We start from the raw sequence: 23,935 nt of genomic DNA, 5'->3' as shown, positions 1-23,935 counted from the left end.
CCCCGGCCGCAAAAAACATCTGTAGTGTAAGAAGGGGATTACTGCAGCATGATTTCTTTCTGCTGCACCATCTCTCTGATTTGCTCTTTCACCTGCTGCAGTACTTCATCATTCTGGATGCGCCCCAGGTTTATATCATGCTCCTCCTCATTTTTCAGCAGGAACTTCACTCTATACTTCTCTATCTGCACGGTATCAACCTCCTCCCAGTCAAACTCGTGCTCCTTTTGCCGAAACTTGGCACGGTAACACACTCCTTTCTCTGTCAGGGTAAGGTGCCGGCGGTATTTTGGCTTATGGTCGAGCCAGAGGTTAAAGAAGTAATAGGCAGGTATAAACAGGTTGACCAGGAAAACAAGCACCAGCTCTACGGTATACATCTCTGACAGAGCAAGATGCACCAAAAAGCCTAACTGCACAGCTACAGCAGCAAAAGCCAGCAGCATCAGGCGTTGTTCTGCTTTCGGCTTCAGTGTGTAAGCACCTTTAAATAATCTGACACTTATTTCCTGCATGAGCAACAGCGGGTAGTTTTGTGTAAAATAGATAATTCCCATCAAATATCAAAATTGTACTCTGCACATAAGCTTCAGGCCCTCTTCTATATTTTCTTTATCTTGAGGGCGTATTATGAACAGAAAAATGAAACTACGCTATACCTGGGCGCTTGCCCTTGGTGCACTCTCTGCTTGCCAGTACCTGCCTTCAAAACAAACAGACACTCCGGTGGCTATAAATAAGTTTGAGGATAAAACCCTGCAGCAAATCTATACCTTACAGGACGAGCGCAACACGATTGAATTACTGCCTTACCTGAGCCACACCTCACCGCAATACCGCACCGAAGCAGCCCTGGCCTTTGCCTCTGTGCAGGACACACTGGCGGTGCCTCCCCTATTGCAACTGCTTACAGACACTGCCGTGGCTGCACGAATAGCCGCGGCTTATGCCCTGGGCCAGATTGGCCATACAAGGGCAGAAAACGACATCATACAACACCTGCAGCAAGAGCAAAACCCTGGGGTGCAGGCCGAGTTGTTAGAAGCCTTAGGCAAAGTATCCACACCTGCCGGTGCGGTATTTCTGAACCGCTATACACCCGAAAATGAAACAGCAATGGCAGGCCAGTCGTGGGGCCTGTACCGTGCTGGCCAGCGCCAGCAGGTAACGCAGCAGGGCACAGCAGAGGCGGTGCAGTTAATAACGGCAGACAACCCCTACGAAGCCCGGCTGGCAGCGGCACATTACCTGGCCCGCACCCCTAAAATAGACCTGACACCTTACCGCCGGCAACTGCTTACCTCCGCCACATCCGACACGGCACCCGAGGTGCGCATGGCTGTGGTACAATCGCTGGCAAAGGTGAGAGCCAACGACAAGGCACAGTTTTTATCTACCCTTGCACAAAGCGACCCGGATTACCGTGTGCGCCTGAGTGCTATAAGAGCTATGGGTGGTTTGGAGTTCAGAGAAATAAAGCCTGCCGTGCTGGCTGCCGTGCAGGATGAAAACATTAACACGGCGGTAGCCACTTCTGAGTTCCTGGTGGCGAACCCTGCCGGAGTAGAAGTAGATGCCCTGCTGCAAGTCATGTCGCAGTTGCAGGATGCCCGGGTGCGCGGCAATATCATCTGGGTGATTCTCCGCAACAGCCAGCCGCAGAGCAAAGCGTACCTCAACAACCGCTACAAACAACAGTACCAGCACGCACGTGGCCCTTACGACAAAGCGCACCTGCTGAAGGGGCTCTCCGGCTATTACGACAACTACAGCTTTATTGCAGATGAAATGTTCTCCGCGCAGGACCCTGTTATAGCCACCACTGCCATGGATGCGCTCATCCTGATGCGCCAGCAGCCCGATTTCCCCAGAAGCCTAGAAAGCGAGTTTGCAGAGATATTCAGAAAAGCTGTCGGAACCGGTGATGTGGCGCTGGTGGGAATGGCCGCTGCCGCCATACGCGACCCGAAGCTGAACCTGCGGGACCACTACCGTAGCTTTGGCTTTCTGGTGGAGGCGAAGCAAAAACTGCAGCTGCCCCGCGACATGGAAACAAACATTGAGCTGCAGAAGACTCTTGACTATCTGAATAACCGGGAGGAGAGCACTACACCACAAAACCCTTTCACGCACCCCATCGATTGGGCACTGGTGAAGAGCATACCTGCAGACCAGCAGGTAGTACTGCATACAGAGAAAGGAGCTATTACCCTGCAATTGTTTGTGGAAGATGCCCCCGGATCTGTCGCTAATTTTGTAGCGCTAGCCAGGCAAAACTTCTTTGACAGCCTCTACTTCCATCGGGTGGTACCCAACTTTGTGGCCCAGGGCGGCGACAAGCGCGGCGATGGCTGGGGAAGCTCTGATTACTCTATCCGGTCAGAATTTGCGCCGCTGCGCTATGGCGAGGGCTATGTAGGCATGGCCTCGGCAGGGAAAGACACCGAGAGCAACCAATGGTTTATCACCCACTCCCCCACACCGCACCTCGACGGCCGCTATACTATTTTCGCGAAAGTAGTAGATGGCATGCAGGTAGTGCACCAGTTGGAAGTCGGAGACAGGATTCTGGATGTGGAGTTAAAAAAAGCAATAACAAACCAGGTAAGCGCAAGATGAAGACTGATTGGCCGGGCAGCCTGCCGGTAACACAGGTACGAATCGCCCGCCCCACTGATAAACTGCCCGAAGTGGAACGGTTCTACTGCGAGGGCATTGGCCTGAGAAAGCTGGGTTCTTTTGAAGGTCATAATGGGTATAATGGCATCATGATTGGCCTGCCCGGTTTCCCCTACCACCTGGAGTTTACGCAACATATAGCAGGCAGCCCCTGCCCTGCCCCCACTCTTGATAACCTGCTGGTTCTATACATACCGGATGAAGCTCGTATCAGACAGCTAGTCCAGCAGTTGGAACAAATGGGATACCCGGAGGTAGCGCCGGAGAACCCGTACTGGAAAGAAAAAGGCGCAGTAACTGTGGAAGATCCGGATGGGTGGCGGTTGGTGCTAATGCCTACTGCGGGTATAGAATAGATAAGCCATCTTTTCTACTGTCGCCCTTGCTGCGAGTTTTCACCACCAAGCAAAAAACCATGGATAAACCTGGCGAAACCTGGCGCGGGAATCCATCCCGTGTCTTGCAGTGGGTACGAGTCTCCAGACTCGCCTGAGCAAAATATGTATATGGTAATTACAGGAACTAAGCATTTTCAGAAACAACAAAGGCGACACTGCGGTGTCGCCTTTGTTGTTTCTGAAAAATTTGAAGTCTATGAGCAGCGCTCAATCAACCGGTTCTCCGGGGAAGTAAGCTGAGCCCAGTTACGGAGCAGGCATTTAAACTCCTGCTGCAAAGAGCGGCTACGGTCTTTGCCATACCAGCCGTGCAGCTTTTCTGCCATTTCTTTGAAAGGAAGGTTGTTATCTTTTGCTTCCTGCACTACTTGCTGCGCCGGCTCGGGGCGTGGCCCCCATGTCCCCAGTACTTCCAGCGTACCTGTGTCAAACGCAATCAGTTTTGGGATAGAGCGGGTATTGTTTGTCAGGAAAGCATCCATCACTTCCGGGTGCTCATCGCGCAGCAACAGCTTTACCTCAATAAGTGGGGAAGCATCCGCTATTTTTACAATAGCCGGTATGTTCTGAGCAGCATCCCCGCACCAGGCTTCCGTTAGAACCACCCACGTCATCTTATTATCCACACTCAAAAGCAGCTGCACTATCTCATCATCCAGCACAACACTCTTTTCCATGCGGTACATACGGTGCATGTTCATGCGCGTGTATTCTACCATTTCCTCTGAATGATTCTCGCCGGTGGTTTTGCCTTCTGCCAGCAGCCGGTCAATCATCTCGAGGTACTGCATGTAAGAGATAGCTTTTGAAAGGTGTTCGTGTGTGATAGGTGTTTTTGCTATAAGTGTATCAGCCATATTTTACTTTTATTGGTTTTTTGTTTTACAATATTCTACTAACTATATATTACAATTGTTTCTATAGAAATAGTTCCTGCTGCCTTAGCCTCTGCAGTAATCACTTTGTGGCTAAAAGCTAATTGTTTGTTGTTTTGCGCAATTAGTCAAGTTGTTTGCGGCATCTGTCAAGCACAAAACGTGCTGGTGCACATACCTTTGTCCTATAACCTTTAACCACAGAGACATGGCAACAAACACCTTCAGATTTTTAATTCTCGGCGGAACAGGCAGTATAGGATATGCCTTTACACAAGAGCTTTTGCGACACCAGGAGCAGGTCACCCTGCTCGTACGTAACAAGCAGAAGGCTGCAAAGTTATTTGGCCAATGGCCGACGTTACAGCTGATAGAAGGAGACGCGCAAGACGGTGAACTGCTGAAGAAACTCGGAGCAGAGGCAACGCACATCTTCCATGGGCTTAACTACCCTTATGATAAGTGGCAAAACAACATGGAGCGTGTAACGCAAAATGTAATTGAGGCCGCAGCCATAAACAAATCTACCATTTTTTTCCCGGGAAACATATATAATTTTGGATTGGTTGCTGCCATTACCGAGGAAACTCCTCCTAAACCCACTACTAAAAAAGGGGCAATCCGCGTTCGGCTAGAGCAGATGCTGCAGCAGGCGGCACAGCAGGGCAAGTGCCGTGTCATCAACCTCCGCATGCCCGATTTCTGGGGCCCAAACGTGATGAATGAAGGTATAGCGCCTATATTCAAGGGTGCCCTGAATGGCAAGCCCATGCCCTGGCTCTACCGCAACGACATCCCGCACCAGCTGGTGTACACACCCGACGCCGCTTATGCCTACTACGAACTGGCGAAGCTGCAGCCGAAAGAATCTTACACCGAATATAACTATGCCGGGGAGGTCGTACCCAGCATTAAACAGTGGCAGACCCGGATTGCCACTGAGGCCGGCACCGAGCCGAAGCACAAAGTATATCCGGGCTGGCTGTTTAAGCTGATGGGGCTGTTCTCTCCGGGCATGCGCGAGATAAGCGAAATGGGCTACCTCTTGCAGAACACCATCCTGCTCAAGGACGACAAATTGCGCCAAACCCTCCCAAACCTGCGCCACACGCCCATGCAGCAGGCGATAGCCGAGACACTGGAATGGCACAGGGGAGTTGGGGAGTTAGAGGGTTGAGGAGTTAAAAGGTTAAAAAGTGGAAAAGAAGGTGTTCTGGAAGTGAGACTTTGATTTTTGGCGCATTTCTTCTATTCGTACGGACAGGTCGCGACCTGTCCCGCATCGGCTTATGGATGGAACAAAGGCATTTGAGGTAGTCATGTATGTTCATCCTGAAAATTCTACTAATCCTGAAAATCCTGATTCAGACAGATTGGCTCGGGAACAATTGGACAGGTCCCGACCTGTCCGTACGAAGTAATATGGCAACATAAAGTGCTGCTGCAAATTACAGCCATAGCACCTTCAGAAGTTCTTTTTCTTTTATCCATCATCCTTTGTCCGAAACAACCTACGCTGCCGCCATACTTTGGCGGTAAGCAGCGGGGGGCATACCGGTCCATTTCTTGAAGGAGCGGGAGAAAACGCTGGGTTCGGCAAAGCCCAGCAGATAGGCAATGTCGGAGATGGTGCTTTGGTTGTCCTGCAGGTGCTTTATGGCAATCTCTTTGCGCACCTCGTCCAGCAGCGCCTGGTAAGTTACACCTTCTTCCTTCAGCTTTAATTGAAGGCTGCGCACGCTCATGGCCAGGTTCCGCGACACCATGTTGATGCCTGGCTCCTCGCCCTTGAGCAGCCGGGCAATTTCGCGCTGCACCCGCTCCTGCATTGTTTTCGGCTCATGCAGCTTTTGCAGGTACTCGTCTGCATACTTCTCGAACAACTGATTCAGTTCCGGGTTAGCTGATACCACCGGCAGCTTCAGGTAAGCCGCATCAAAAACAAGACCGCTAAAGGCAGCGCCAAATACCAGTTCGGCTCCGGCAAAAATCCGCTCATACTCTTTTATACTGTCCGGCCGGAAATAAGCAAACAACACCTGCTGAAACTGTACCGGCTGCCCCACTAACGCTGCAAACGCATTTTTATAGATGACCACCTCAGAATCCACAGCATTGCGCGGGTCTTGCAGCGCCGGGCTTACCACCTGCAGCTTCACGATAGCCCTCTGCCCTTGCACTTCCAGGCTCGTTTGGATGGCGCCGCACACAATGTCCTGGTATTTGCACAGCTTCTGCAGCGACTCGTGCAGGGTGGCTGCATTCATCATCACGTAAGCAATAGTGCCCATGGCGGTTGGGTTGATGGTCTCGGCAACATGCAGCGCCAGGTCCGGGTCCTGGGTGGCGGCAATGGAGGCATTCCAGAGTTCCTGCACCAGTTCCACCGAGATGCGGGCATTCACGTCCTGCACCAGCCGTTGGTTCAAACCTATCTGCTGGCAAATAGCGTCCACGTCCTGCCCCTGCTGGCGCAGCACATGCAGCAGTAGCCCCACCGACGGCGCACTTAGAGAATGAGCTTCCTGGTTCATAGGATGAGAAGAATGATGTATGTAAAAATAAGAATTGCTTAAACAGATACCACCATAGTGAGGTAAAGTAAAAAGCCATACCTTAGAATTCCATGGAAAATACAGTAGACTTAGACGCTCTGACCGGAAAAGAAGTAACGCATGCTTATGCACTGCACGACCTGGAGACGGGCTGGCTGCAGCAGGTGGTGTTTCAGGTGGAGGATATGTACCTGTTCGTTGCTGTAGATACGGATGATGATGAAATCATACTTTCTCTGCTGCCGGAGCTTAATTTTACCGCACTGGAACAGCAGTTCAGCAGAACCCAAATTTCCAACCAGCGCAAGAAAATCAGCTGGATGTGGCGCATGACCAACCAACGCGGCTATGAGGATGGCTTTCAATTGGAGTTTGATGACATGGAGGGAACAACTGTACAGTTGGTGGCAGAGGCGGCGCAGTTAAAGCTTTACATCTTTCAAAGGTATCGCTAACAACGCAAGAGCTCTGCTGGCATGAGCCCGAACCCTTGTCCTGTCCCATAACTTTTCAGCTTGCATTACTTCAGAAACTGGCCAGCAGTAGCGCCCCCTTGTGAATATGATTTTCGCAGTTTATACCAGCACAATTCAACCTCAAGCACAAAAACGGCAGCACCTACACTGTAAAGTAAGTCTCCAGCTCACTGAGCGTGTTCTCGTTCGTCTGCATGTCCTGCACCAGTTGCCCTTTTTCCATCACCACAATGCGCTCGCATACTTCAATTACGTGGCTCAGGTCGTGGCTGGAGATAAGCAGCGTGATGCGCTTCTGCTCCCGCAGGCTCCTTAGCAGGTTCTTCAGGCGGATTTGGGAACTGGGGTCCAGGTTGGCGAAGGGTTCATCCAGAATCAACAGTTCCGGGTCAGACAGTGCAGCAGCGGCAACGCCAATCTTCTTCTGATTGCCCTTTGAGAAATCGCGGATGTATTTGCGCTGATTCAGGATTTCATCATTAAAAAAATCCATAAAAGGCAGCAAGCGTTCTGTAATGTCTCCGTCTGAGAGGCCGTGCAGGTCGCCTATAAACTTAAAGTACTCCTCTGCTGTCAGGTAATCAATCAGGAAGCCTTCGTCCAGGTGCGAACCAGTATAGTCCTTCCATTCTTCGGATTTTGCTACGTTCGTGCCTTTGCTATATACCTCACCTTTGCTTGGCCGAATCAGGTCCAGCACCATCCGGAAAAGCGTGGTTTTGCCTGCTCCGTTGTTACCCACCACCCCTACTGCCTCACCGGTTGCAATGGTCAGCTCGGGTATGTTCACGACTACAGTGCCGTTATAGCTTTTCTCAATATTCCTTACCTCTATCATGGTCTGGGGCGTTGTGTTTTCTTTAACAAGTCTTTAAAGTGGATTTCTACTTCGTCTGGAGAGCCTTTAGGCCTGGCGGAAACCGGCTGCCAGCTTATACTTATGTTTTACAAAGCGGTTGGCTGTCCACTGCAGCAGGGGCTTATGGAAGGTAATCCCTACCAGGCCCAGCAGCCCGATGGTAGCAATGCCTATATAAGGCACTCCCATAAAACCAAAAGGAGCATAAATAAGCGAAGGCAGCACCAACAGGGGCAGCGTCATCAGGAACTTAGAGGCGCCTACTCCCTGCCAGTTAAAAGCAGAGCTTTTGCTCAGGTCCAGCCGGCTTTTGTTATAGACTGAGAAGTAGAAAACAACGAATAAGTTGACACCAATATTAAAAAGCATGGCCGCTGTGTTGATGAGAATGATTTTGTAGCCAAAGACACCGTAAGGCAGCGTAAGAATGTATACCAGTACGACGGTAGGTACAAAAATCCAGAACTTGGCAGCATAAAACTGGTAAGGAGAAATGCGCCTGGTCAGCAAGGCATCGAAGTGCGCGCTCTGCCAGCCCGGCACAAACTGCCCATAGTTAAATACCGGCATGCCCGTCATGGCAATTCCCACAAAAATAAGCATGGCAAAGCCGTCCATGTACGTGTCTTTGCCATAGAAGATAAAGCCGTAAAACAGGAAGATAACGGACATGGTCACAACTGACTTGGAGCGCTTGTGCCGCCAGATAAGCTTTAGTTCCAGCTCTATCAGCTTCCCTAATTCGCCAAAGCGGTTCAGGAAAACAATGCCTTTCCCCTCTACCTGTTTATTTTCGCGCACCCTTAGCTCCTCAGGATAAGTATGGGCTTTCAGGAAATTATAGTTAAGCACATATACTCCTGCCAGCAGGAGCACCGGCACCGCTACCAGCCAGGGCTGTAGTAACAGAGCTCCAAAAACAACTCTTGAAACAGCATACAGCGAAAATGCCCCGGCATAGTCCAGCAGCATTAAACCAGCCACTCCTACACCGAACAGCAGCGTGAGCATCGGTTTATTGCTGAGTTGCCGCTTAAAATAAATCAGCAGAAAGTTATTAAAAAGTGTGAGGGCGATAGCGGCAAAGAGCCAGGCCAGCGCCGTGCCTGTTCCATATTCCGGTATTATCGCCGAAAGCATAAAAGGCACAAAAATCAGCAGGAACAGCAGGTTAAAAATGCCCGGCACCGACTTCAGCAGCACAAAGTGAATGAGCTTTTGCTTCGGGATGGGCAGGTGCAGGTAGGGCTGCACCGCCAGCACTGGCAACTCCTGCATAACAAACCGGAAGAACAGGTCGATCAGGAAGTAAAACAGCAATGCTCCGTTAAAAATGTCTATCGGCGACTGCTTCGGATACGCTTTGGCTAGAATTGTATCCAGGTTAAACCCCAGGAACAAAAATATCGCACCGAAGTAGAGGATCAGCAGCGCCAGAATGATGTTTAGCACAAGGCTTTTTTGAAATACCGGCGAACGGCTGTTTGCTTTCCACTGGTGCGCGAGTAGTGTTAGGAGCATATTAATTTGGGGGAGGTATATCGTTTTCTAAATATGCTTAGAAATACCTAAAAACCCAAACCTAGCTCGCTGTCTTTAGACAAATCAAAGGAAAATTAATACTTGCAGGCAATATCAACTTTATAAAAGAACTGCAGCTTTGCCAACGGACAAGAAATAATGTGCAGTAGAAGCAGAAGATCTGAACGTGATGAAGGACCTATCATGATTACTTCACCGGGTCATGTCCGCTCCCGCCCCAGGGATGGCAGCGGCCAATGCGCCTGAGCGCCATCCAGCCCCCTGTGAATGGGCCATACTTCCCTATCGCCTCCACAGCATACTGCGAACAGGTGGGGGTGTAGCGGCAGGCCGAGGGTGTGAGCGGCGATATCATGTGCTGGTACACCCATATCAGAGCCAGCATCATCTTTTTCAAAATCCAGGTCATGGTTTGATTCTTGCTTCGGCTAGAAAGCCTAACAGTTGTTAGGAGCCGCAATTTTTTATTAAATTTGCAATACTTTAATCTACCTAAACAAATTTCAATGCTAAAAAGAATCCTTTCACTCTTACTTTTAGTCTCGCTGAGTGCGCCATTCGCGGCCAAAGCAGACGAAGGTATGTGGCTGCCCATGCTGATTCAGCGTCTGAACCACACAGACATGCAGAAGCAGGGCCTGCAGCTGACTGCCGAAGAAATTTATTCTGTAAACAACTCCAGCTTGAAAGATGCCATCGTGCAGTTTGGCGGTTTCTGTACCGGGGAGTTTATCTCACCAGAGGGCTTACTCCTTACGAACCACCACTGTGGCTTTGGCGCTATCCAGTCACATTCTACTACAGAGCACGATTACCTCTCCGATGGCTTCTGGGCGACTTCCAAAGACCAGGAGCTTCCGAACGAAGGGCTTTTCGTGGACATTCTGGTACGCATGGATGATGTAACCGGCAAAGTGCTGGAAGGCATCGACAATAGTACACCAGAAGAGCAGCGCAGCCAGCTGGTAGCACAACGTGTGCAGGCCCTGGCAAAAGAGGCCAGCAACAACGGCGAGTATGTAACCTATGTGCGCGACTTCTTTAACGGCAACGAATTTTATCTGTTCGTATATAACCGATACTCCGATGTGCGCCTGGTAGGGGCGCCGCCATCCTCTATCGGTAAATTCGGTGGCGACACCGACAACTGGATGTGGCCACGCCACACCGGCGACTTCTCCATGTTCCGTGTATACATGAGCCCGGATGGTAAGCCTGCCGCTTACTCTCAGAACAATGTGCCTTACCAGCCAAAGCACCACCTGCCCATTAACATTGCAGACAAAGAGCCGGGAGATTTCTCCATGGTATTCGGTTTCCCTGGCCGCACCAAGCGCTTTATGACCTCGCACGGCCTGAAACTGGAAGTGAACCAGCTGAACAAATCGCGCATTAAGTTGCGTGAGCAAAAGCTTGGCCTCTGGAAAGAGGATATGGACAAAGACCCGGCTACGCGTATCAAGTATGCCTCTAAGTACGCTTCTACAGCCAACTACTATAAATACTCTATCGGCCAGAACGAAGGCATCAAGCGCATGCGCACCATCGAAGGCAAAATTGTAGACGAGGATAAATTCCAGAACTGGGCCAATGCCGATGCTACGCGCAAAGCTACTTTCGGTAATGTGCTAAGCGAGATAAACGATGCTTACACCAACATCGAGAAGTATAACCTGGGCACCGTTTACCTGAACGAGGCGGTGCTGGGCGTTGAATCGCTGCTGATGGCTTACCGTTTGTCACCGCTCTATAATACCCTGAACTCCGGCAACCCTGCTGCTGTACAGAAAGCAGTGGAGGATGTAATGCCTCGCGTGGAGTCTCACTTCAAAGACTACAATGCTCCTTCTGACAAGAAGGTATTTGCTGCCCTGATGAAGAATTACTACGAGGACATCCCGAAGGAACAGCAACCGGAGGAATTCAGGAAGCTTGTAAGCAAGCACAACGGCGATTTTCAGAAGCTGGCTGATGAAGTGTACAATAACTCAATTGTAGTATCAGAGCAGAAAACGAGGGAGTTCCTGAACAACCCAACGCAGAAGAAACTGGAGAACGACCCAGCCTTCCAGATTGTGAACACCATCATCAATAACTACAGAAGCAACATCGCCCCTGCTCTGGCTGAAAGCAATGCCAAACTGGACAGAGCGAACCGCCTATATGTAGCTGGTCTGCGCCAGATGAACCCTGACAAGGTGTTTTATCCGGATGCTAACTCTACCATTCGCCTGAGCTACGGTACAGTAAAAGACTATAGCCCGCAGGATGGCGTGCTGTATAACTACTACACGACGCTGGATGGTATGATGGCCAAAGAAGACCCGAACAACGAGGAATTCGTGGTGCCAGCTAAACTGAAGCAGTTGTACCAGGCGAAAGACTACGGCCGCTATGCGAACTCTAAAGGCGAACTGGTAACCGACTTTATCACTGATAATGATATTACAGGCGGTAACTCCGGTTCTCCGGTAATTAACGGGCGCGGTGAGCTGATTGGCCTTGCCTTTGACGGTAACTGGGAAGCCATGACCGGTGACCTGGTATATGACCCGGACTACAAGCGCTGCATTAACATGGACTCCCGTTACCTGTTGTTCCTGATCGATAAATATGCGGGTGCTACCAACCTGATAAATGAAATGACGATTGTGGACAATGAGAACCCTGGTGCCGGCGACGCTGCCACTGCCGAGGCGAAGACACCGCAAGGCGAACTGCTGCAGGCAACCATAGAAGAGGCAAACCAAAAGCTTCGCAACGGCAATACAGATTTCAAGATTCAAAAGAAGAATGGCAAAGCGAAGGTGAAGCTACAAGTGAAAGACTAAACATTCGTCTTATAAAAAGCGAAAGGCGCTGGGGGTATCCTCAGCGCCTTTTTGCTATTTGTTTGCTTCAAAAGTTAAACTTCCTCTTCGCCATCCATCCACCAAATCGGGTTGGTAAAGATTTCAATACCCCTGATATCTGGCACATTTGCTTCGTTTGCATCAATCTCTGCCTGTGGATAAGGGAAGCGTACAGGGGGTGGAGAGATTGGGTGCTCGTCCACAAATTCGGGAATACCTGTTCTTCTCCAGTCATTATAAGCTTCAAATGGCTGAAAGTAGAAGAAAGCAATCCACTTCTGCCGGATGATGTTTTCCAGTGATAGCGCAGTAGCCGTCTGGGGCAAAGCCGGGTTTGACAGGTAATCCTCAATGGCCTCATCAGAGGGGTTTATCTGGCGCATCATGGCTGCCCGGATGCCCTCCTGGTATGCCTCAAAAGCCTCAGCTGTGTTGCCTAGCCGCAGGTGTGCCTCTGCCCGGATAAACTGTAGCTCATCATACGTCATCATAGGCATAGGAGACGTAGGACTAAGCACATAGGGTCCGGTGGCGGTATTGTTAGGATTCGTGACATCAGAAAACGAAACGTTTGCCTGATCGTTTGTTTGCGTTCCGCTCGGTGCCCCGACAATTCTGCCCGAATCAGGAACGATGGCTACCATTGCTTCCAGGCGAGGGTCATTCAGGGTCTGCAGTGTCTCTACAAAAGATTCGCTGACTGCATGGTGACTTCGGTCGTTCGCTTCCTGCCACCATGGGTGCTCACCGATGGCAGATGCCACATACTGGTTAAATGTAAAATTATCTGCGGCACTCTCAAAGCCGTTTTCAGCTGCATCAAGTGCATTTTGAGCTGCAGCAGTATTTACATTAGACAATCTCATCCAATATCTAGCTTTAAGCGAATAAGCCGCCTTTGTCCATAACTCGGCATTCCCTCCATATATAAAGTCCTGCCCCCCTGGGTTGGTCGCCGCTGGCTTGGCCAGGTCAGCAATTGCTTCGTCCAGCAGCGCATGAATTTGGTTATACACTTCCTGTTGTGCATCAAAGGCCGGCCGCCGGTTCTCTATACCCTGGCCAGCCTCGCTTGCAGGCACCGGCCCCCAGGCATCAGTGGCTGTTGATAGCGTATAGGCTTTTAGTACCTTTGCAATGCCCACATGGGTCCAGTTTCCAGCTTCATCCCCGCCCTCAGATCCTTTTCTGATGATAGCATCCAGGTCAGGAAGCACAACGAAATAGATAGTGTTCCATATGTTGTTTAGCAGCGTAGCATCTTCAAGGCCAGAGCGACGGTCAGCATCCTGCATCTGGCCGTGCACACCGGTTGTATGCTGCACCAAAACAGAAGAATACCAGGCCAGGTCTACCCCGGTTACCGCTGTAGGCACAGCCATGGTTACCTGCGGCATCAGCAGGCTCACCGACACATCTTCCGGGCTGTTCGGGTTGGTGTCTACTTCGTCTAATGTATCTTCGTCGCAGGCAGCGCTCCCCAGTACAAGGCCCACTGCCAGAAGCAGGTGTAAGAATCTATATTTTTTCATATCCGTAGTCTCTTTCATTTAAAATGTTAGTCTTAAACCGGCACCAAAGCTTCTGGTCTGTGGCAGCGTCACATACTCCAGGCCCTGAAAGTTACTGCCCCCTCCCACACTCGTTTCCGGGTCAAAGTTCGGGTAATCTGTTATCAGAAACAGGTTTCTGCCTGTTAAAACTACAGAAGCGCTCCTTATAAAGGTGCCTCCCAGAAGCGTTGTTGGCAGTGTATAATTTAAAGCTACTTCTCTCAGCCGTACAAAGCTTGTGGAGTACACATTGGATTCCGTAATGGCATCCATTCTGTTAGACCAGAAGGTCTGGCCCTGTACTACTGCAATGTCATTGGGCCCCTCTACCACCAGGTTGCCGTCGTTGTCGAAATAACCCTGGGAGCCGCCGAATACCTGTGGCGTCTCGCGGTCTTCTGTTATCTCGGCCATACCATATAGCTTCAGCAACCTGGTATTACCTGCATACATGTTTCCGCCTTTTCTCCAATCCACCTGCGCTGCCAAGGTAAAGCCTCCATAGGTGATGTTATTGGTGAAAGACATCTCGAAATCAGGCTGCACGTTGCCAATGTTCTGGGCTGGCCCCACTAATGGCATGCCATAAAATGGATTGGGGTTGTTGTTAACAGTCTCACGACTGTCTACTACAATGTTTCCGGCATCGTCTCTCACATAAGAGGTACCAAAGATAATCGGGTAACGGGCACCGGCCTCCGCTCTGATGTTAGGCGTCACGAAACCACCCAGGAAGATGTTCTCCACGCCTTCCGCCAACTCTATTACCTCGTTTCTATAAGAGGTGAAGTTAGTTGTTATTGCCCATTCAAAACCCTCGTTCCGGAGAGGCACAACTGTTGCAACCAACTCATGCCCTGTTGTTTCCAGTTCACCTGCGTTTCTAAATTCAAACTGAAAGCCTGTGGCTGGTGACACTGGTACGCTGAAAATCTGGTCTTCTGTGGTCTGTATGTAGTAGGTATAATCAAAAGAAAGGCGGTTGTCAAAGAACCTGAAATCACCACCAAACTCAATGGTTCTGGTGTTTTGCGGACGAAGGTCTTCTGTGCGGAAAGTATTACTCAGGGTATACCCAATGGTGCTATTAAAAGGAAACTGTATGTCATCGGTTAGGAAACCGGAACCAGCACCACCCTGTACAAACACATTCCTGGTAATGTAAGCCTGGTCTGGCGCCTGCCCAGCCTCCGCATAAGAAGCCCTAATCTTACCGAAGTTCAGAATCTCGCTATCCATCTCAAGCGCATCCGTAAAAGCCAGACTTGCTCCAATAGAAGGATAGAAGAAACTACGGTTGCCCCTGGCGAGGTTAGATACCCAGTCCTGCCGGGCAGAACCATTGATAAACAGGTAATTCCTAAAGCCTACCTCTGCATTGGCATAAACACCCGCTACCATTCTTTCCGTTATTGTCTCAGATGTTGTCTGTACGGTTGTGTTGCTTATATTATGGAAACCGCCTTGAGCGATGCCATAACCGGTATTATTAATCAGGCGGTTGTAGATATTGTATACCTCGTTACCAATAAGCAGGGTAGCAGTCAAATCTTCTGAAAAATCACGGTTAAAGGTTACCGAGAGGTTGGAGTTAACCTGATTTTGTATAAAACTATAATCATTTATCTGGCCACCTGCCGGCGGACTTCTAAAGCCTCCGGTCTGACCAGAGCCTAGTTCATATACTTCTTTACCGTCCGTCACAAAGAAGTCATTACCCAAACGGTAATTCAGTGTAATCCATTCAAGCGGCTGATAATTGATACTGGCGGAACTGATCACACGGCGGGTATCTTCATAAAACCTGTTATTTGCCAGCGACCACCTTGGGTTATCTATGGCACCACGGTAATTGATTTGTTCGAACTGGTTATTTGGGTTTGCGAAAGGCAAGCCCCACAGGTCGAATGTTCGGGGCGCGGCATAAAGCGTGAAGAGCGGGTTAGACAAGTTAGAGCCTCCCGGAACTTTGTCGATGTGCGTGTCTGAGTAGTTAACGGATGCTCCGATGTTCACTTTCGGGCCCGCCTTAAAATCACCAGCCACCTTCCCGTTGAATCGCTCCATACCAGTTGTTGGAATAATACCTTCCTGATCAGTATAGCCCACTGATACGGCATAGTTTCCGATTTCACCATTGTTGGCCACTGTTACGTTGTTTGTAAAGGTATGCCCTGTCTGAAAGAATGGCTCCACGTTTTCATACACCTGAGCTTCCTCCTGCTCCCCGATGGCGTTTGTTATAGTTCCTAAGTCTTCTATCCGAGGACCCCATGAAAGCGATGTTGTGCGGTTATAAGTACCACCAGAGCCTTGGGCATACGTGCTCTGGAGGTCCGGAAGCCTTGATACTCTATCGAAAGTATAATCGGAAGTGAATGTGATGGTAGCTCCCTCTCTGGTAGCCAGTCCTCGTCCTTTTTTTGTTGTAATGAGCACTACGCCATTTGCTGCCCGAACACCATACAAGGCAGCAGCGGCACCGCCTTTCAGCACCGAAATGGACTCTATATCGTTCGGGTTTATGTCGAGGGCACGGGCAGAGGCATCTGTACCACTCACCCCTCCAATTCCTATACCACCGGCTGGTGCCTGTTGGATAGCGTTACTTTCGATGGGCATACCATCTATCACATACAGCGGCTGGTTATTGCCTGTAAAAGAGCGGTTGCCCCGAATAGTAATGGAAGAAGAGGAGCCAGGCATACCACTGGACTGGCGCACAATCACACCGGCTACTTTACCCTGCAGCGCATTTGTTACGTTCGGCTGGTTTGCCCTGTTAACCTCTTCGCCTGTTACCTGCTGTACAGAATAGCTCAATGCCTTTTCATCTCTCTCTATTCCAAATGCAGTTACAACAACCTCGCTTAGCTGCTCTGAATCAATACCTAGTTGTACATCTATAGTTGTCGTGTTTCCTATGGCACGCTCCACATTCTCATAGCCAACATATCTGAACTGAATAACTTTAGTGTTTATCGGCATAGGTACATTGATAGCATATTCTCCATCTGCTCCTGTTGTTGTACCTATAGTGGTTCCTTTTACAAGAACAGCAACACCTGGCAAAGGCTGCCCCGTTCCCTGGTCAATAACTGTACCTTTCACAGTCTCGGTGTCTTGTGAATAGCCTGACAGTGGCAAGAGTAAAGCCAGCATCAGACTAAGAAGTAAAACCTTTTTCATAAGCATGTATTTAACTGTTAAACCATTGATTAATTTACTCCTAAACCACTAAATAAATGTACAGTTACATACGAAGTAAATACACCGGCTGTCTCTTGGTTTAATACAATTGCTATTCAATTATGCTCCAACAATCTTTTTCTAAGTGCAAACAAACATTTTTATTGAGTATATAATGCAAATAAAGAAGGAAAGAGTTTTAATATTATCTCACTATATACCAATGCTTTAGACTCAAAAAAACACTATAGTTATAATTAAATGTATTGATGTTTTATATAAAAAAATCTCTAGTTCGTATAAGTATACCCGCAGTTAGTATAGATAAACTCACGTGCACATGTGCTTTTAAAGAGCCTTGTCACGATACTTTTTAACCTAATGAAGCTTAATCTGCTATCTATAGTTATAGTTGCCGGAATACTGCTATCTCCTGAGGTACATGCGCAGGCAGATGAGCCAATGGGGGCACGTGCCGCTGCCTTAGGCAATGCTTCTGTTACACTGCCGGGGCTGTGGGCACTGCATAACAACGTGGCAGGCATCGCAAATATGGTTCAACCCGAGGCAGGTGCCTATGTGCATAACAGGTTCGGTGTGCGTGCTTTTACAACGGCGGCCTTGCAGGCAGTGTATCCTACCGTCAAGTACGGTACTTACGGCCTGAGTATAAGCCGGTTTGGAGATGAACTGTACAGTCAGCAGGCAATCGGTATTGGTGTAGCTCATAAATTGGGGCAGTTTAGTTTAGGTGCCAAAGCAGATGTCTGGCAGATAGCTGTGGAAGGCTATGGCAGCAGGAAAGCTTTGGCGCTGTCGGTAGGTGGGCAGGGCGAAATTATCCCGAACCTCTACTTTGGTGCCTATGCCTATAACCTGAACCAGGCAAGGCTTTCTTCTTTTGAGGATGAGCGCCTTGCCACCATCATGAAAGCAGGACTTTCTTACAGGCCCTACCAGCGGCTGCTGCTAGCCATCGAGACAGAGAAGAACATAGACTATGAGGCAGATTTTAAAGCAGGCGTTGAATACCAGGTGCTGCAGGAGAAGTTTATACTTCGTACAGGCTTCAGCACCCTCACCCGCAAAGCGACCTTCGGCGCTGGATTCCGGGCAAGGCAGTTACAGGTAGATTATGCCCTTGGCTCCACTACCCTCCTCGGCCTCGGCCATTACCTCTCCATCTCATACCAGTTTGCTGCCACCCGGAGCAGATAGAACAACACTGCGCACTATTTTAAGCGAAAGCTGCCCCCTGAACGGCACTGCGTAACTATTAGCCGCTGATAGATAGTAGTCTTATTATTTGTTGCAAACGGACACTTTGGGCATGGTGGAGGATACCCTATTGCGCCGGGAGCCTGTCAACAGGTATTTATAAATCGCTGGAAATTGCCTATGGTACGAAGGTTACTGCTGTGCTGGTTTACTTTGTGTTTGATATTACCGCTGCAGGCGCAGGAATATGCGCGCCAGAACATAGACCTTGACCTGCTGGTGCAGGAGCTTTTTGCTGAACAGAATGATGAAAACATCAACTACGAGGACTTTTATGAGACGCTTTTCCAGTACTACCAGCGCCCCATCGACCTGAACCATACCACGTCCGAGGAACTTGCTTCACTCTACCTACTTTCGCGCCCGCAGATAGCTTCCTTTTTTGATTACCTGGAGCAGAATGGAAGACTGCTCAGTATTTATGAACTACAGGCCATTCCAGACTTCGACCTGCTCACTATTTACCAGTTGCTTCCGTTTGTGCGGGTGCAGGATGCGGGGTTGCAGGCAGACCAGAGGCCGCTGTGGCAACGCATAGTCGGGGAAGACAACAACGCACTGACCCTGCGCTATGAGCGCACGCTGCAACAACGCCGTGGCTATTCACCAGTAGACACGAGCAGCCGATCCACCACCCGCTACCTTGGCTCCCCTCATAAACTGCTCTTACGCTACCGCGTAAGCCATGCCCGCGATTACAGCTTTGGCATTACGGCAGAGAAGGACGCCGGAGAGGAATTCACCTGGTCACCCGATACCCGCCGCTATGGATTCGATTATTACACGGCGCACCTGCAACTCTACAACAGGGGCAGGTTTAAAACAATCGCGCTCGGTGATTACCAGTTGCAGCTTGGGCAGGGCCTGTTACTTTCTTCAGGCTACAGCGTGGGCAAAGGCAGCGAAACCATTACCACGGTAAGCAGAGCAAACCTGGGCATCAGGCCCTATAACTCAGTGCTGGAATATGCTTTTCTGAGAGGAGCAGCGGTTACGTATACAGCAGGCAAAATAGATGTCACCGGCTTTTACTCCAACAAACGGGTAGATGCCAACCTGCAGGCGCAACTTGACACACTGAGCACCTTTAACAACTACTTCACAGGCATCCAGACCACCGGCTTCCACCGCACCCCTACCGAGTTGGCAAACAAGCACCAGGCACGGGAGCAGGTGTACGGCGCAAACGCCTACTACAAATCTGATAACAGAGCCTTTTCAGCGGGCATTACCGCCATGGGCACCCACTACAGCTCGCCTATTCAGAAGGCGGGAGCACCTTATCAGCGTTTCGAGTTTAACGGCACCAGCAACTATAACATCGGCGCCAACTACAGCTATACCTGGCAGAATGTGTACCTGTTCGGGGAAACAGCTATGAGTAAGAGCAGTGGCATTGGCAGCGTAAACGGCCTCATCGCCAACCTATCCAATAACATAGAGTTGTCGATGCTTTACCGCTACTATGCCCGTAACTTCCACACCTTCTACGGAAGCGCCTTTGGCGAGGGCACCCGAAACATCAATGAGCAGGGCTTTTACACAGGCATTAAAATCAGGCCTATGCCCAAATGGGAAATCACGGCGTACTACGATCGTTTCCGGTTTCCGTGGCTCCGCTACCTGGTAGATGCACCTTCTTATGGTCATGAATACCTGGTCCGGCTATACTTCAGGCCCAACCGCCAAAGCAGCCTTTACGCCCAGATGCGCTATGAGAGCAAGGGGCGTAACATAGTGAACAACAGCACTAACATAGACTATATAGCACAGACGGATCGCCGGAATTACCTGGTCTACTTCGAAACCACCCCTACCCGCACGCTCAATCTAAAGTCGCGGGTGCAGTTTAGCACCTACAGCCACGAATCGCCGCAAACCACGGGCTACCTGATTGCGCAGGATGTGAATTTTACCTTTGACAAGATTCGCCTCAGCACCCGCTACGCCCTCTTCGACACCGACAGCTATGACACCCGCCAATATGCCTATGAGCGCGACGTGTTAGGAGCCTTCTCTATACCGGCATTCAGCGGGAAAGGTACCCGCCTCTACGCGCTGCTGCAGTTCCGGCCCCTCCGCGACCTGGATATCTGGATTAAGTATGGCATAACACACTACCGCAACCAGGACACCATCGGCTCTTCCCTAGAAACCATTGAAGGCCCCAGAAGATCAGATGTAAAGGCGCAGGTGCGGTATAAGTTTTAGTTGCTCGTTACTCGTTGTTCGTAACTCGAAAATTTGCCGTTAGCTGCACCTGGAAGCCCCAGGCTCACCTAAGGCAGTGGGGGCGCCTGCTCAAAGTCACATCTGGCTACCTAATACGCGATACGTGCTACGAAAAAATGAACAACAATTAACGAGCATCAGATAACGAACCACTACAGCTGGCTTTCACTTGTGCGCTGATCACTTGCCCGTTGTGGCTAAATTCGAGATGGCAGCACTCCAGGAACAGCTGCTTCAGCTTCTCGCGGCCGCGTTGGATGCGGGATTTGGCGCCAGAGTAGGAAATACCCAACCGTTCCGCGATTTCTTTCTGGCTGATGCCTTCCAGTTCGCTCATGCGGAGCGGTTCTGCGTACTCCAGTGGCAACAAATTTATCAGCGGTTCCACCAGGGCCTCCACCTCATGGCGGGCCTGCTCGGGCAGTTCCTCCTCTGGCAATTCTGCTTCGGCGCCCAAGGGTTGGCGGCGACTACTTTCCCGAAAGAAGTCATAGACCGTGTTGCGGGTAATCTGGTATAGCCAGGCCTTTAGGTTATGCACTTCCTGCAGCTGTTCGCAGTTCTTGTACAGTTTCAGGTAGAGCTGCTGCAGAATATCGTTTGCCTCTTCCTTGTCCTGTACCCGCTTCTGCACGAAGCCTCTCAGTTGTGCTTCGTAAGCCAGAAATACAGGCGCCACGGCAGCACAGGAGCCTGTGGCAGCAGCTTTGTTTAACTCGGGATTAGTACAACATTTTTCCATGTTCCGCTATCTGCTTTGATGTATGATTAAGGCACTCGGTGTAAAACTTTCCCATTATTAAATTCATAAAAACCAACCAGAATAGCAACAGCTTATTCCCTATCTGAAGAAAGGCAGAGCAAGTGCAGAAGCAGCCATATCTTTGTTCAGGTACGGCTGCTTCTGCACCTGCTCTGTCTTGCACTAATGGGCAATTGCTGCTTCTGGCTCTTTGGTGCGGGCGTTAGCGCCCTCTCCATAAACGGTTGCCTCACCAAACGTATAGAATGCTTCCCAGTCCACACCCTGCGGGTCGGTTATCCACGACTTTTCTGATTTTGCATAGCAGCAGGTGCATTTTCCTTCTTCCCGGATAGCACCTTTCGCGCTTTTCAGGTTGCCGTATACTTCTGCCAGTTCTTCCTCACTTTCTACCTGAATACCCAGGTGTTCGATGCCGGCGTTTTCCGGGTGCAGCGATATGGCGAAGTTGATGCGCGGGTCTTCCAGCATCCATTTGGCATAGTCTTCTTTTAAAACAGTAGGCGGTGTAGCAAATAAGGCGGTGTAAAAAGCTGCTGACTCTTGCAGGTTCTTTACGCGTACGTTTACATGGAATCTTTTCATGGCTATTATTCTTTTAGGTGTTTTTTTTCATTTACACCCTGATGACGGAGCCACCTCTGAAAAGACGCAGGCCTTTGAAAGAATTATTTAAAATTCTTTCAAAGGCCTGCGTTCTACTTATGACTTATGTGTTACATAGGTTTTAGTTACTACCTGGTTAAGACGTTCAGATTTATATTGCGGCTTTACGGAATGTTCTTCACAAAGACCACCTGCTGGCTATCAAATTTAATCACATTGTTCAGGAATGTTATCAACTGTGCATAAGACTCCGGTTTGAAGCGGCCTTTGCCCATTTGCATGCTACGCATGTAGATAACCCGCTGTCCGTCTACTTTTACAGAGGCTTTGTACTCCCCGAAAACAGACTGATGCACTACTTCCTGGGGCAGATACTCTACCGTATAGCCAACCGGCAGTTCAAACTCCACCGTATCCACATCCAGAAATGCCATGCCACGCACGACCTCCGTTAGCCGCTTTTCCTTTTGGTTAGGCACATACGTCCACTTGCTCATCAGGTTAGGCGAGACAAACATACGTTTGCCGCTGATAGTGGCACATTGGCGAAGACTAAGCTCCAGTTGCTCTGTTACAACTGGCAACCTGTCCTTCTGTTGCGCAAAAGCATATTTCTCTATCTCAAAGGCAGGAATCTTCACCTGCTGGTACAGCCATTTGCGCTGCTCTTCAGGCTCCAGGTTCTGAATAGCATTGTCACGCGCCTCCTGCTGCATGCCGGTGTAGCGGGTTGTCACGCTGGCGCTGCCGCTGCCCTTCTCATCCAGCTTTACTTTGATATGACGTAGCTGGGCATTATCAACGGCTGCGTAATCAGGTGTTTTTACCAGTTTGCCTCCTTCAGGTGTTATCAGCAGCGCATGGCGGCCACCGGTAGAGCTACCCGAATAACCGGCCGCCTCTGTCTGGCTGGTGCACTCCAGCCAGAGCGTATCGCTAGCCATTGGCACACACAGCACCACGTGGTTAAACTGGCTACTCGGAAAATCAGTCTTTATATCCGGCACACCGCCTCCGGCGCGAATCAGGGCGTGGTACGAGTTTATACCAACCGTTTTCAGCATAGCTTGTGTATAGTTGGTGAGGGCTTTGCAGTCGCCGTAGCCTTTGCTGTCCACGAAGTTGGCTTCGAATGGCTGCCAGCCGCCAATACCCAGTTGTATGGACACATAGCGTGTTTTACCCTGCAGGTAGTCATATACAATCCGCACCTTTTCTTCCGGTGTCTTCGCTTTGGCTGTCATTTCCACAAGCTTTTGCTTCGTTGCCTCCGGCAGCACATCACGGCCTTTGTTCAGTTGCTCCACCCATAAACCATAGCTTTTCCAACTCTCCATGTTGCCTTTGTAGCCTTCTACCTCAAAATCAGTTGGCGCTGTGCGCACAACAGGCACGAGTTCTTCCAGTTCAGGGCCATAAGGCTCTGTTTCTACCGGCTCCAAGTTTTGCACCTGCCAGGTATATACTTCGTGTGTGGCAGTGGTTGTTTTCTTCACCGGTTGCGGCATATTGCTTTCGAGGTAACGCAGTCTCATTCCTACCGGCATCTGCACCTCGTAGCTTGCCTTCTCCACTTTCAGGTGCTCTTCGTCCTGTGGATTAAAAATGGGGTAAAACAGCAGATTTTCTGATGTGAGCGCATATTCGAATTCAACGGTGTACGGGTACACTGTATGGGTCAGGTCTGCAATCTTCACCCGGTTATCTTCATATAACGAGAAGTCGCTGATGGCACTTACATCTGTGATATCCTTATTCTTGAGAGCTTTTATTTTCTTGCCTGACCGGTCATAAGAGGCACCTTTGATATACTGCACCTTCCGCAACTTGTCGTAGTGCACATATTGCTTTGCCCGGTGGTTGCCATTGCTGTTCAGGATGGTGATGGACACCTTATATTTTGTTGTACCACTTTTAAGCGATTCAACGGTAAACACGGTTTCCTCTGAGTGAATAATAATATTGGTATCCTCTGAAGGTTCGCTAACACTGTTTTGGCTACCTGCCTTTGTTTGTAACTGCAGGAGCAGCAGGCTAACCACAACCCAGAGAAAGATATAGTTCTTGCACATAAAAAA

The 23,935-nt window shown here is 49.8% G+C and carries 18 protein-coding genes; 7 read left to right on the top strand and 11 right to left on the bottom strand.

Annotated elements, in window-relative coordinates; all coding sequences use genetic code 11:
• Positions 1–38: 38 nt before the first annotated feature.
• Entirely contained in the window at positions 39–557 is a 519-nt protein-coding gene (locus DXT99_RS00710; protein WP_115563591.1) for a hypothetical protein, read from the bottom strand.
• Positions 558–642: 85 nt separating this feature from the next.
• On the opposite strand from DXT99_RS00710, the gene DXT99_RS00705 reads away from it, so the two are divergent.
• Both DXT99_RS00705 and DXT99_RS00700 read left to right on the top strand, forming a co-directional pair.
• Complete coding sequence (locus DXT99_RS00705; RefSeq protein ID WP_181884987.1) at positions 643–2,619, top strand: peptidylprolyl isomerase; 1,977 nt, start codon at positions 643–645, stop codon at positions 2,617–2,619.
• Positions 2,616–3,035, top strand: a complete 420-nt coding sequence (locus DXT99_RS00700) for a VOC family protein (RefSeq protein ID WP_115563589.1) — start codon at positions 2,616–2,618, stop codon at positions 3,033–3,035. Before DXT99_RS00705 ends, DXT99_RS00700 begins: the two co-directional genes overlap by 4 nt.
• 236 nt (positions 3,036–3,271) lie before the next feature.
• Here DXT99_RS00700 and DXT99_RS00695 read toward each other — a convergent pair whose 3' ends face one another.
• A complete protein-coding gene (locus tag DXT99_RS00695) occupies positions 3,272–3,934 on the bottom strand; it encodes a thioredoxin family protein (RefSeq protein ID WP_246000376.1) in 663 nt (220 codons plus the stop codon).
• A gap of 226 nt (positions 3,935–4,160) precedes the next feature.
• Between DXT99_RS00695 and DXT99_RS00690 the strand changes: the two genes are divergently transcribed.
• Positions 4,161–5,129 (top strand): NAD-dependent epimerase/dehydratase family protein, encoded by a 969-nt coding sequence (locus DXT99_RS00690; RefSeq protein WP_115563588.1) that lies wholly within the window; start codon positions 4,161–4,163, stop codon positions 5,127–5,129.
• Between the two features lie 334 nt (positions 5,130–5,463).
• On the opposite strand, the gene DXT99_RS00685 is transcribed toward DXT99_RS00690, so the two are convergent.
• On the bottom strand, positions 5,464–6,486 hold the full coding sequence (locus tag DXT99_RS00685) for an AraC family transcriptional regulator (RefSeq protein WP_115563587.1): 1,023 nt from the start codon (positions 6,484–6,486) through the stop codon (positions 5,464–5,466).
• Between the two features lie 92 nt (positions 6,487–6,578).
• Between DXT99_RS00685 and DXT99_RS00680 the strand changes: the two genes are divergently transcribed.
• Positions 6,579–6,962: a DUF6334 family protein gene (locus DXT99_RS00680; protein ID WP_115563586.1), complete on the top strand. Its 384-nt coding sequence runs from the start codon at positions 6,579–6,581 to the stop codon at positions 6,960–6,962.
• A 163-nt stretch (positions 6,963–7,125) separates the two neighbouring features.
• Here the strand turns inward: DXT99_RS00680 and DXT99_RS00675 are convergent, their stop codons facing one another.
• The 3 genes from DXT99_RS00675 to yidD all read right to left on the bottom strand — a co-directional run bounded on the left by DXT99_RS00675 (position 7,126) and on the right by yidD (position 9,793).
• On the bottom strand, positions 7,126–7,821 hold the full coding sequence (locus DXT99_RS00675; RefSeq protein ID WP_115563585.1) for an ABC transporter ATP-binding protein: 696 nt from the start codon (positions 7,819–7,821) through the stop codon (positions 7,126–7,128).
• Positions 7,822–7,887: 66 nt separating this feature from the next.
• Positions 7,888–9,363 carry a DUF5687 family protein gene (locus DXT99_RS00670; RefSeq protein ID WP_115563584.1) on the bottom strand — a complete coding sequence of 492 codons (1,476 nt, stop codon included), beginning with the start codon at positions 9,361–9,363 and terminating at the stop codon, positions 7,888–7,890.
• 208 nt (positions 9,364–9,571) lie between these two features.
• On the bottom strand, positions 9,572–9,793 hold the full coding sequence (yidD, locus tag DXT99_RS27310) for a membrane protein insertion efficiency factor YidD (protein WP_220273326.1): 222 nt from the start codon (positions 9,791–9,793) through the stop codon (positions 9,572–9,574).
• A gap of 97 nt (positions 9,794–9,890) precedes the next feature.
• Here yidD and DXT99_RS00660 point away from each other — a divergent pair, with 97 nt between their 5' ends.
• The gene (locus DXT99_RS00660) at positions 9,891–12,215 is read left to right on the top strand and encodes a S46 family peptidase (RefSeq protein ID WP_246000375.1); all 2,325 of its coding nucleotides are present in this window, start codon (positions 9,891–9,893) and stop codon (positions 12,213–12,215) included.
• A gap of 74 nt (positions 12,216–12,289) precedes the next feature.
• Here DXT99_RS00660 and DXT99_RS00655 read toward each other — a convergent pair whose 3' ends face one another.
• Both DXT99_RS00655 and DXT99_RS00650 read right to left on the bottom strand, forming a co-directional pair.
• Positions 12,290–13,768, bottom strand: a complete 1,479-nt coding sequence (locus DXT99_RS00655; protein ID WP_181884986.1) for a SusD/RagB family nutrient-binding outer membrane lipoprotein — start codon at positions 13,766–13,768, stop codon at positions 12,290–12,292.
• A gap of 18 nt (positions 13,769–13,786) precedes the next feature.
• Positions 13,787–16,978 carry a SusC/RagA family TonB-linked outer membrane protein gene (locus DXT99_RS00650; protein ID WP_115563782.1) on the bottom strand — a complete coding sequence of 1,064 codons (3,192 nt, stop codon included), beginning with the start codon at positions 16,976–16,978 and terminating at the stop codon, positions 13,787–13,789.
• A gap of 381 nt (positions 16,979–17,359) precedes the next feature.
• Here DXT99_RS00650 and DXT99_RS00645 point away from each other — a divergent pair, with 381 nt between their 5' ends.
• Positions 17,360–18,196, top strand: coding sequence for a PorV/PorQ family protein (locus tag DXT99_RS00645; RefSeq protein WP_115563581.1), 837 nt, complete (start codon positions 17,360–17,362; stop codon positions 18,194–18,196).
• A gap of 180 nt (positions 18,197–18,376) precedes the next feature.
• Complete coding sequence (locus DXT99_RS00640; protein WP_115563580.1) at positions 18,377–20,467, top strand: ComEA family DNA-binding protein; 2,091 nt, start codon at positions 18,377–18,379, stop codon at positions 20,465–20,467.
• Positions 20,468–20,615: 148 nt separating this feature from the next.
• Here the strand turns inward: DXT99_RS00640 and sigZ are convergent, their stop codons facing one another.
• The 3 genes from sigZ to DXT99_RS00625 all read right to left on the bottom strand — a co-directional run bounded on the left by sigZ (position 20,616) and on the right by DXT99_RS00625 (position 23,929).
• Positions 20,616–21,230: an RNA polymerase sigma factor SigZ gene (gene sigZ / locus DXT99_RS00635; RefSeq protein ID WP_115563579.1), complete on the bottom strand. Its 615-nt coding sequence runs from the start codon at positions 21,228–21,230 to the stop codon at positions 20,616–20,618.
• Between the two features lie 183 nt (positions 21,231–21,413).
• The gene (locus DXT99_RS00630; protein WP_115563578.1) at positions 21,414–21,836 is read right to left on the bottom strand and encodes an ArsI/CadI family heavy metal resistance metalloenzyme; all 423 of its coding nucleotides are present in this window, start codon (positions 21,834–21,836) and stop codon (positions 21,414–21,416) included.
• A gap of 185 nt (positions 21,837–22,021) precedes the next feature.
• The gene (locus DXT99_RS00625) at positions 22,022–23,929 is read right to left on the bottom strand and encodes a DUF3857 domain-containing protein (protein ID WP_115563577.1); all 1,908 of its coding nucleotides are present in this window, start codon (positions 23,927–23,929) and stop codon (positions 22,022–22,024) included.
• Between the last annotated feature and the right edge of the window lie 6 nt (positions 23,930–23,935).

The sequence above is a fragment of the Pontibacter diazotrophicus genome, from assembly GCF_003367245.1.
GTDB lineage: Bacteria > Bacteroidota > Bacteroidia > Cytophagales > Hymenobacteraceae > Pontibacter > Pontibacter diazotrophicus.
Note: the sequence above shows the minus strand (reverse complement) of the source record. Positions and strands in the feature narration are given on the sequence as shown.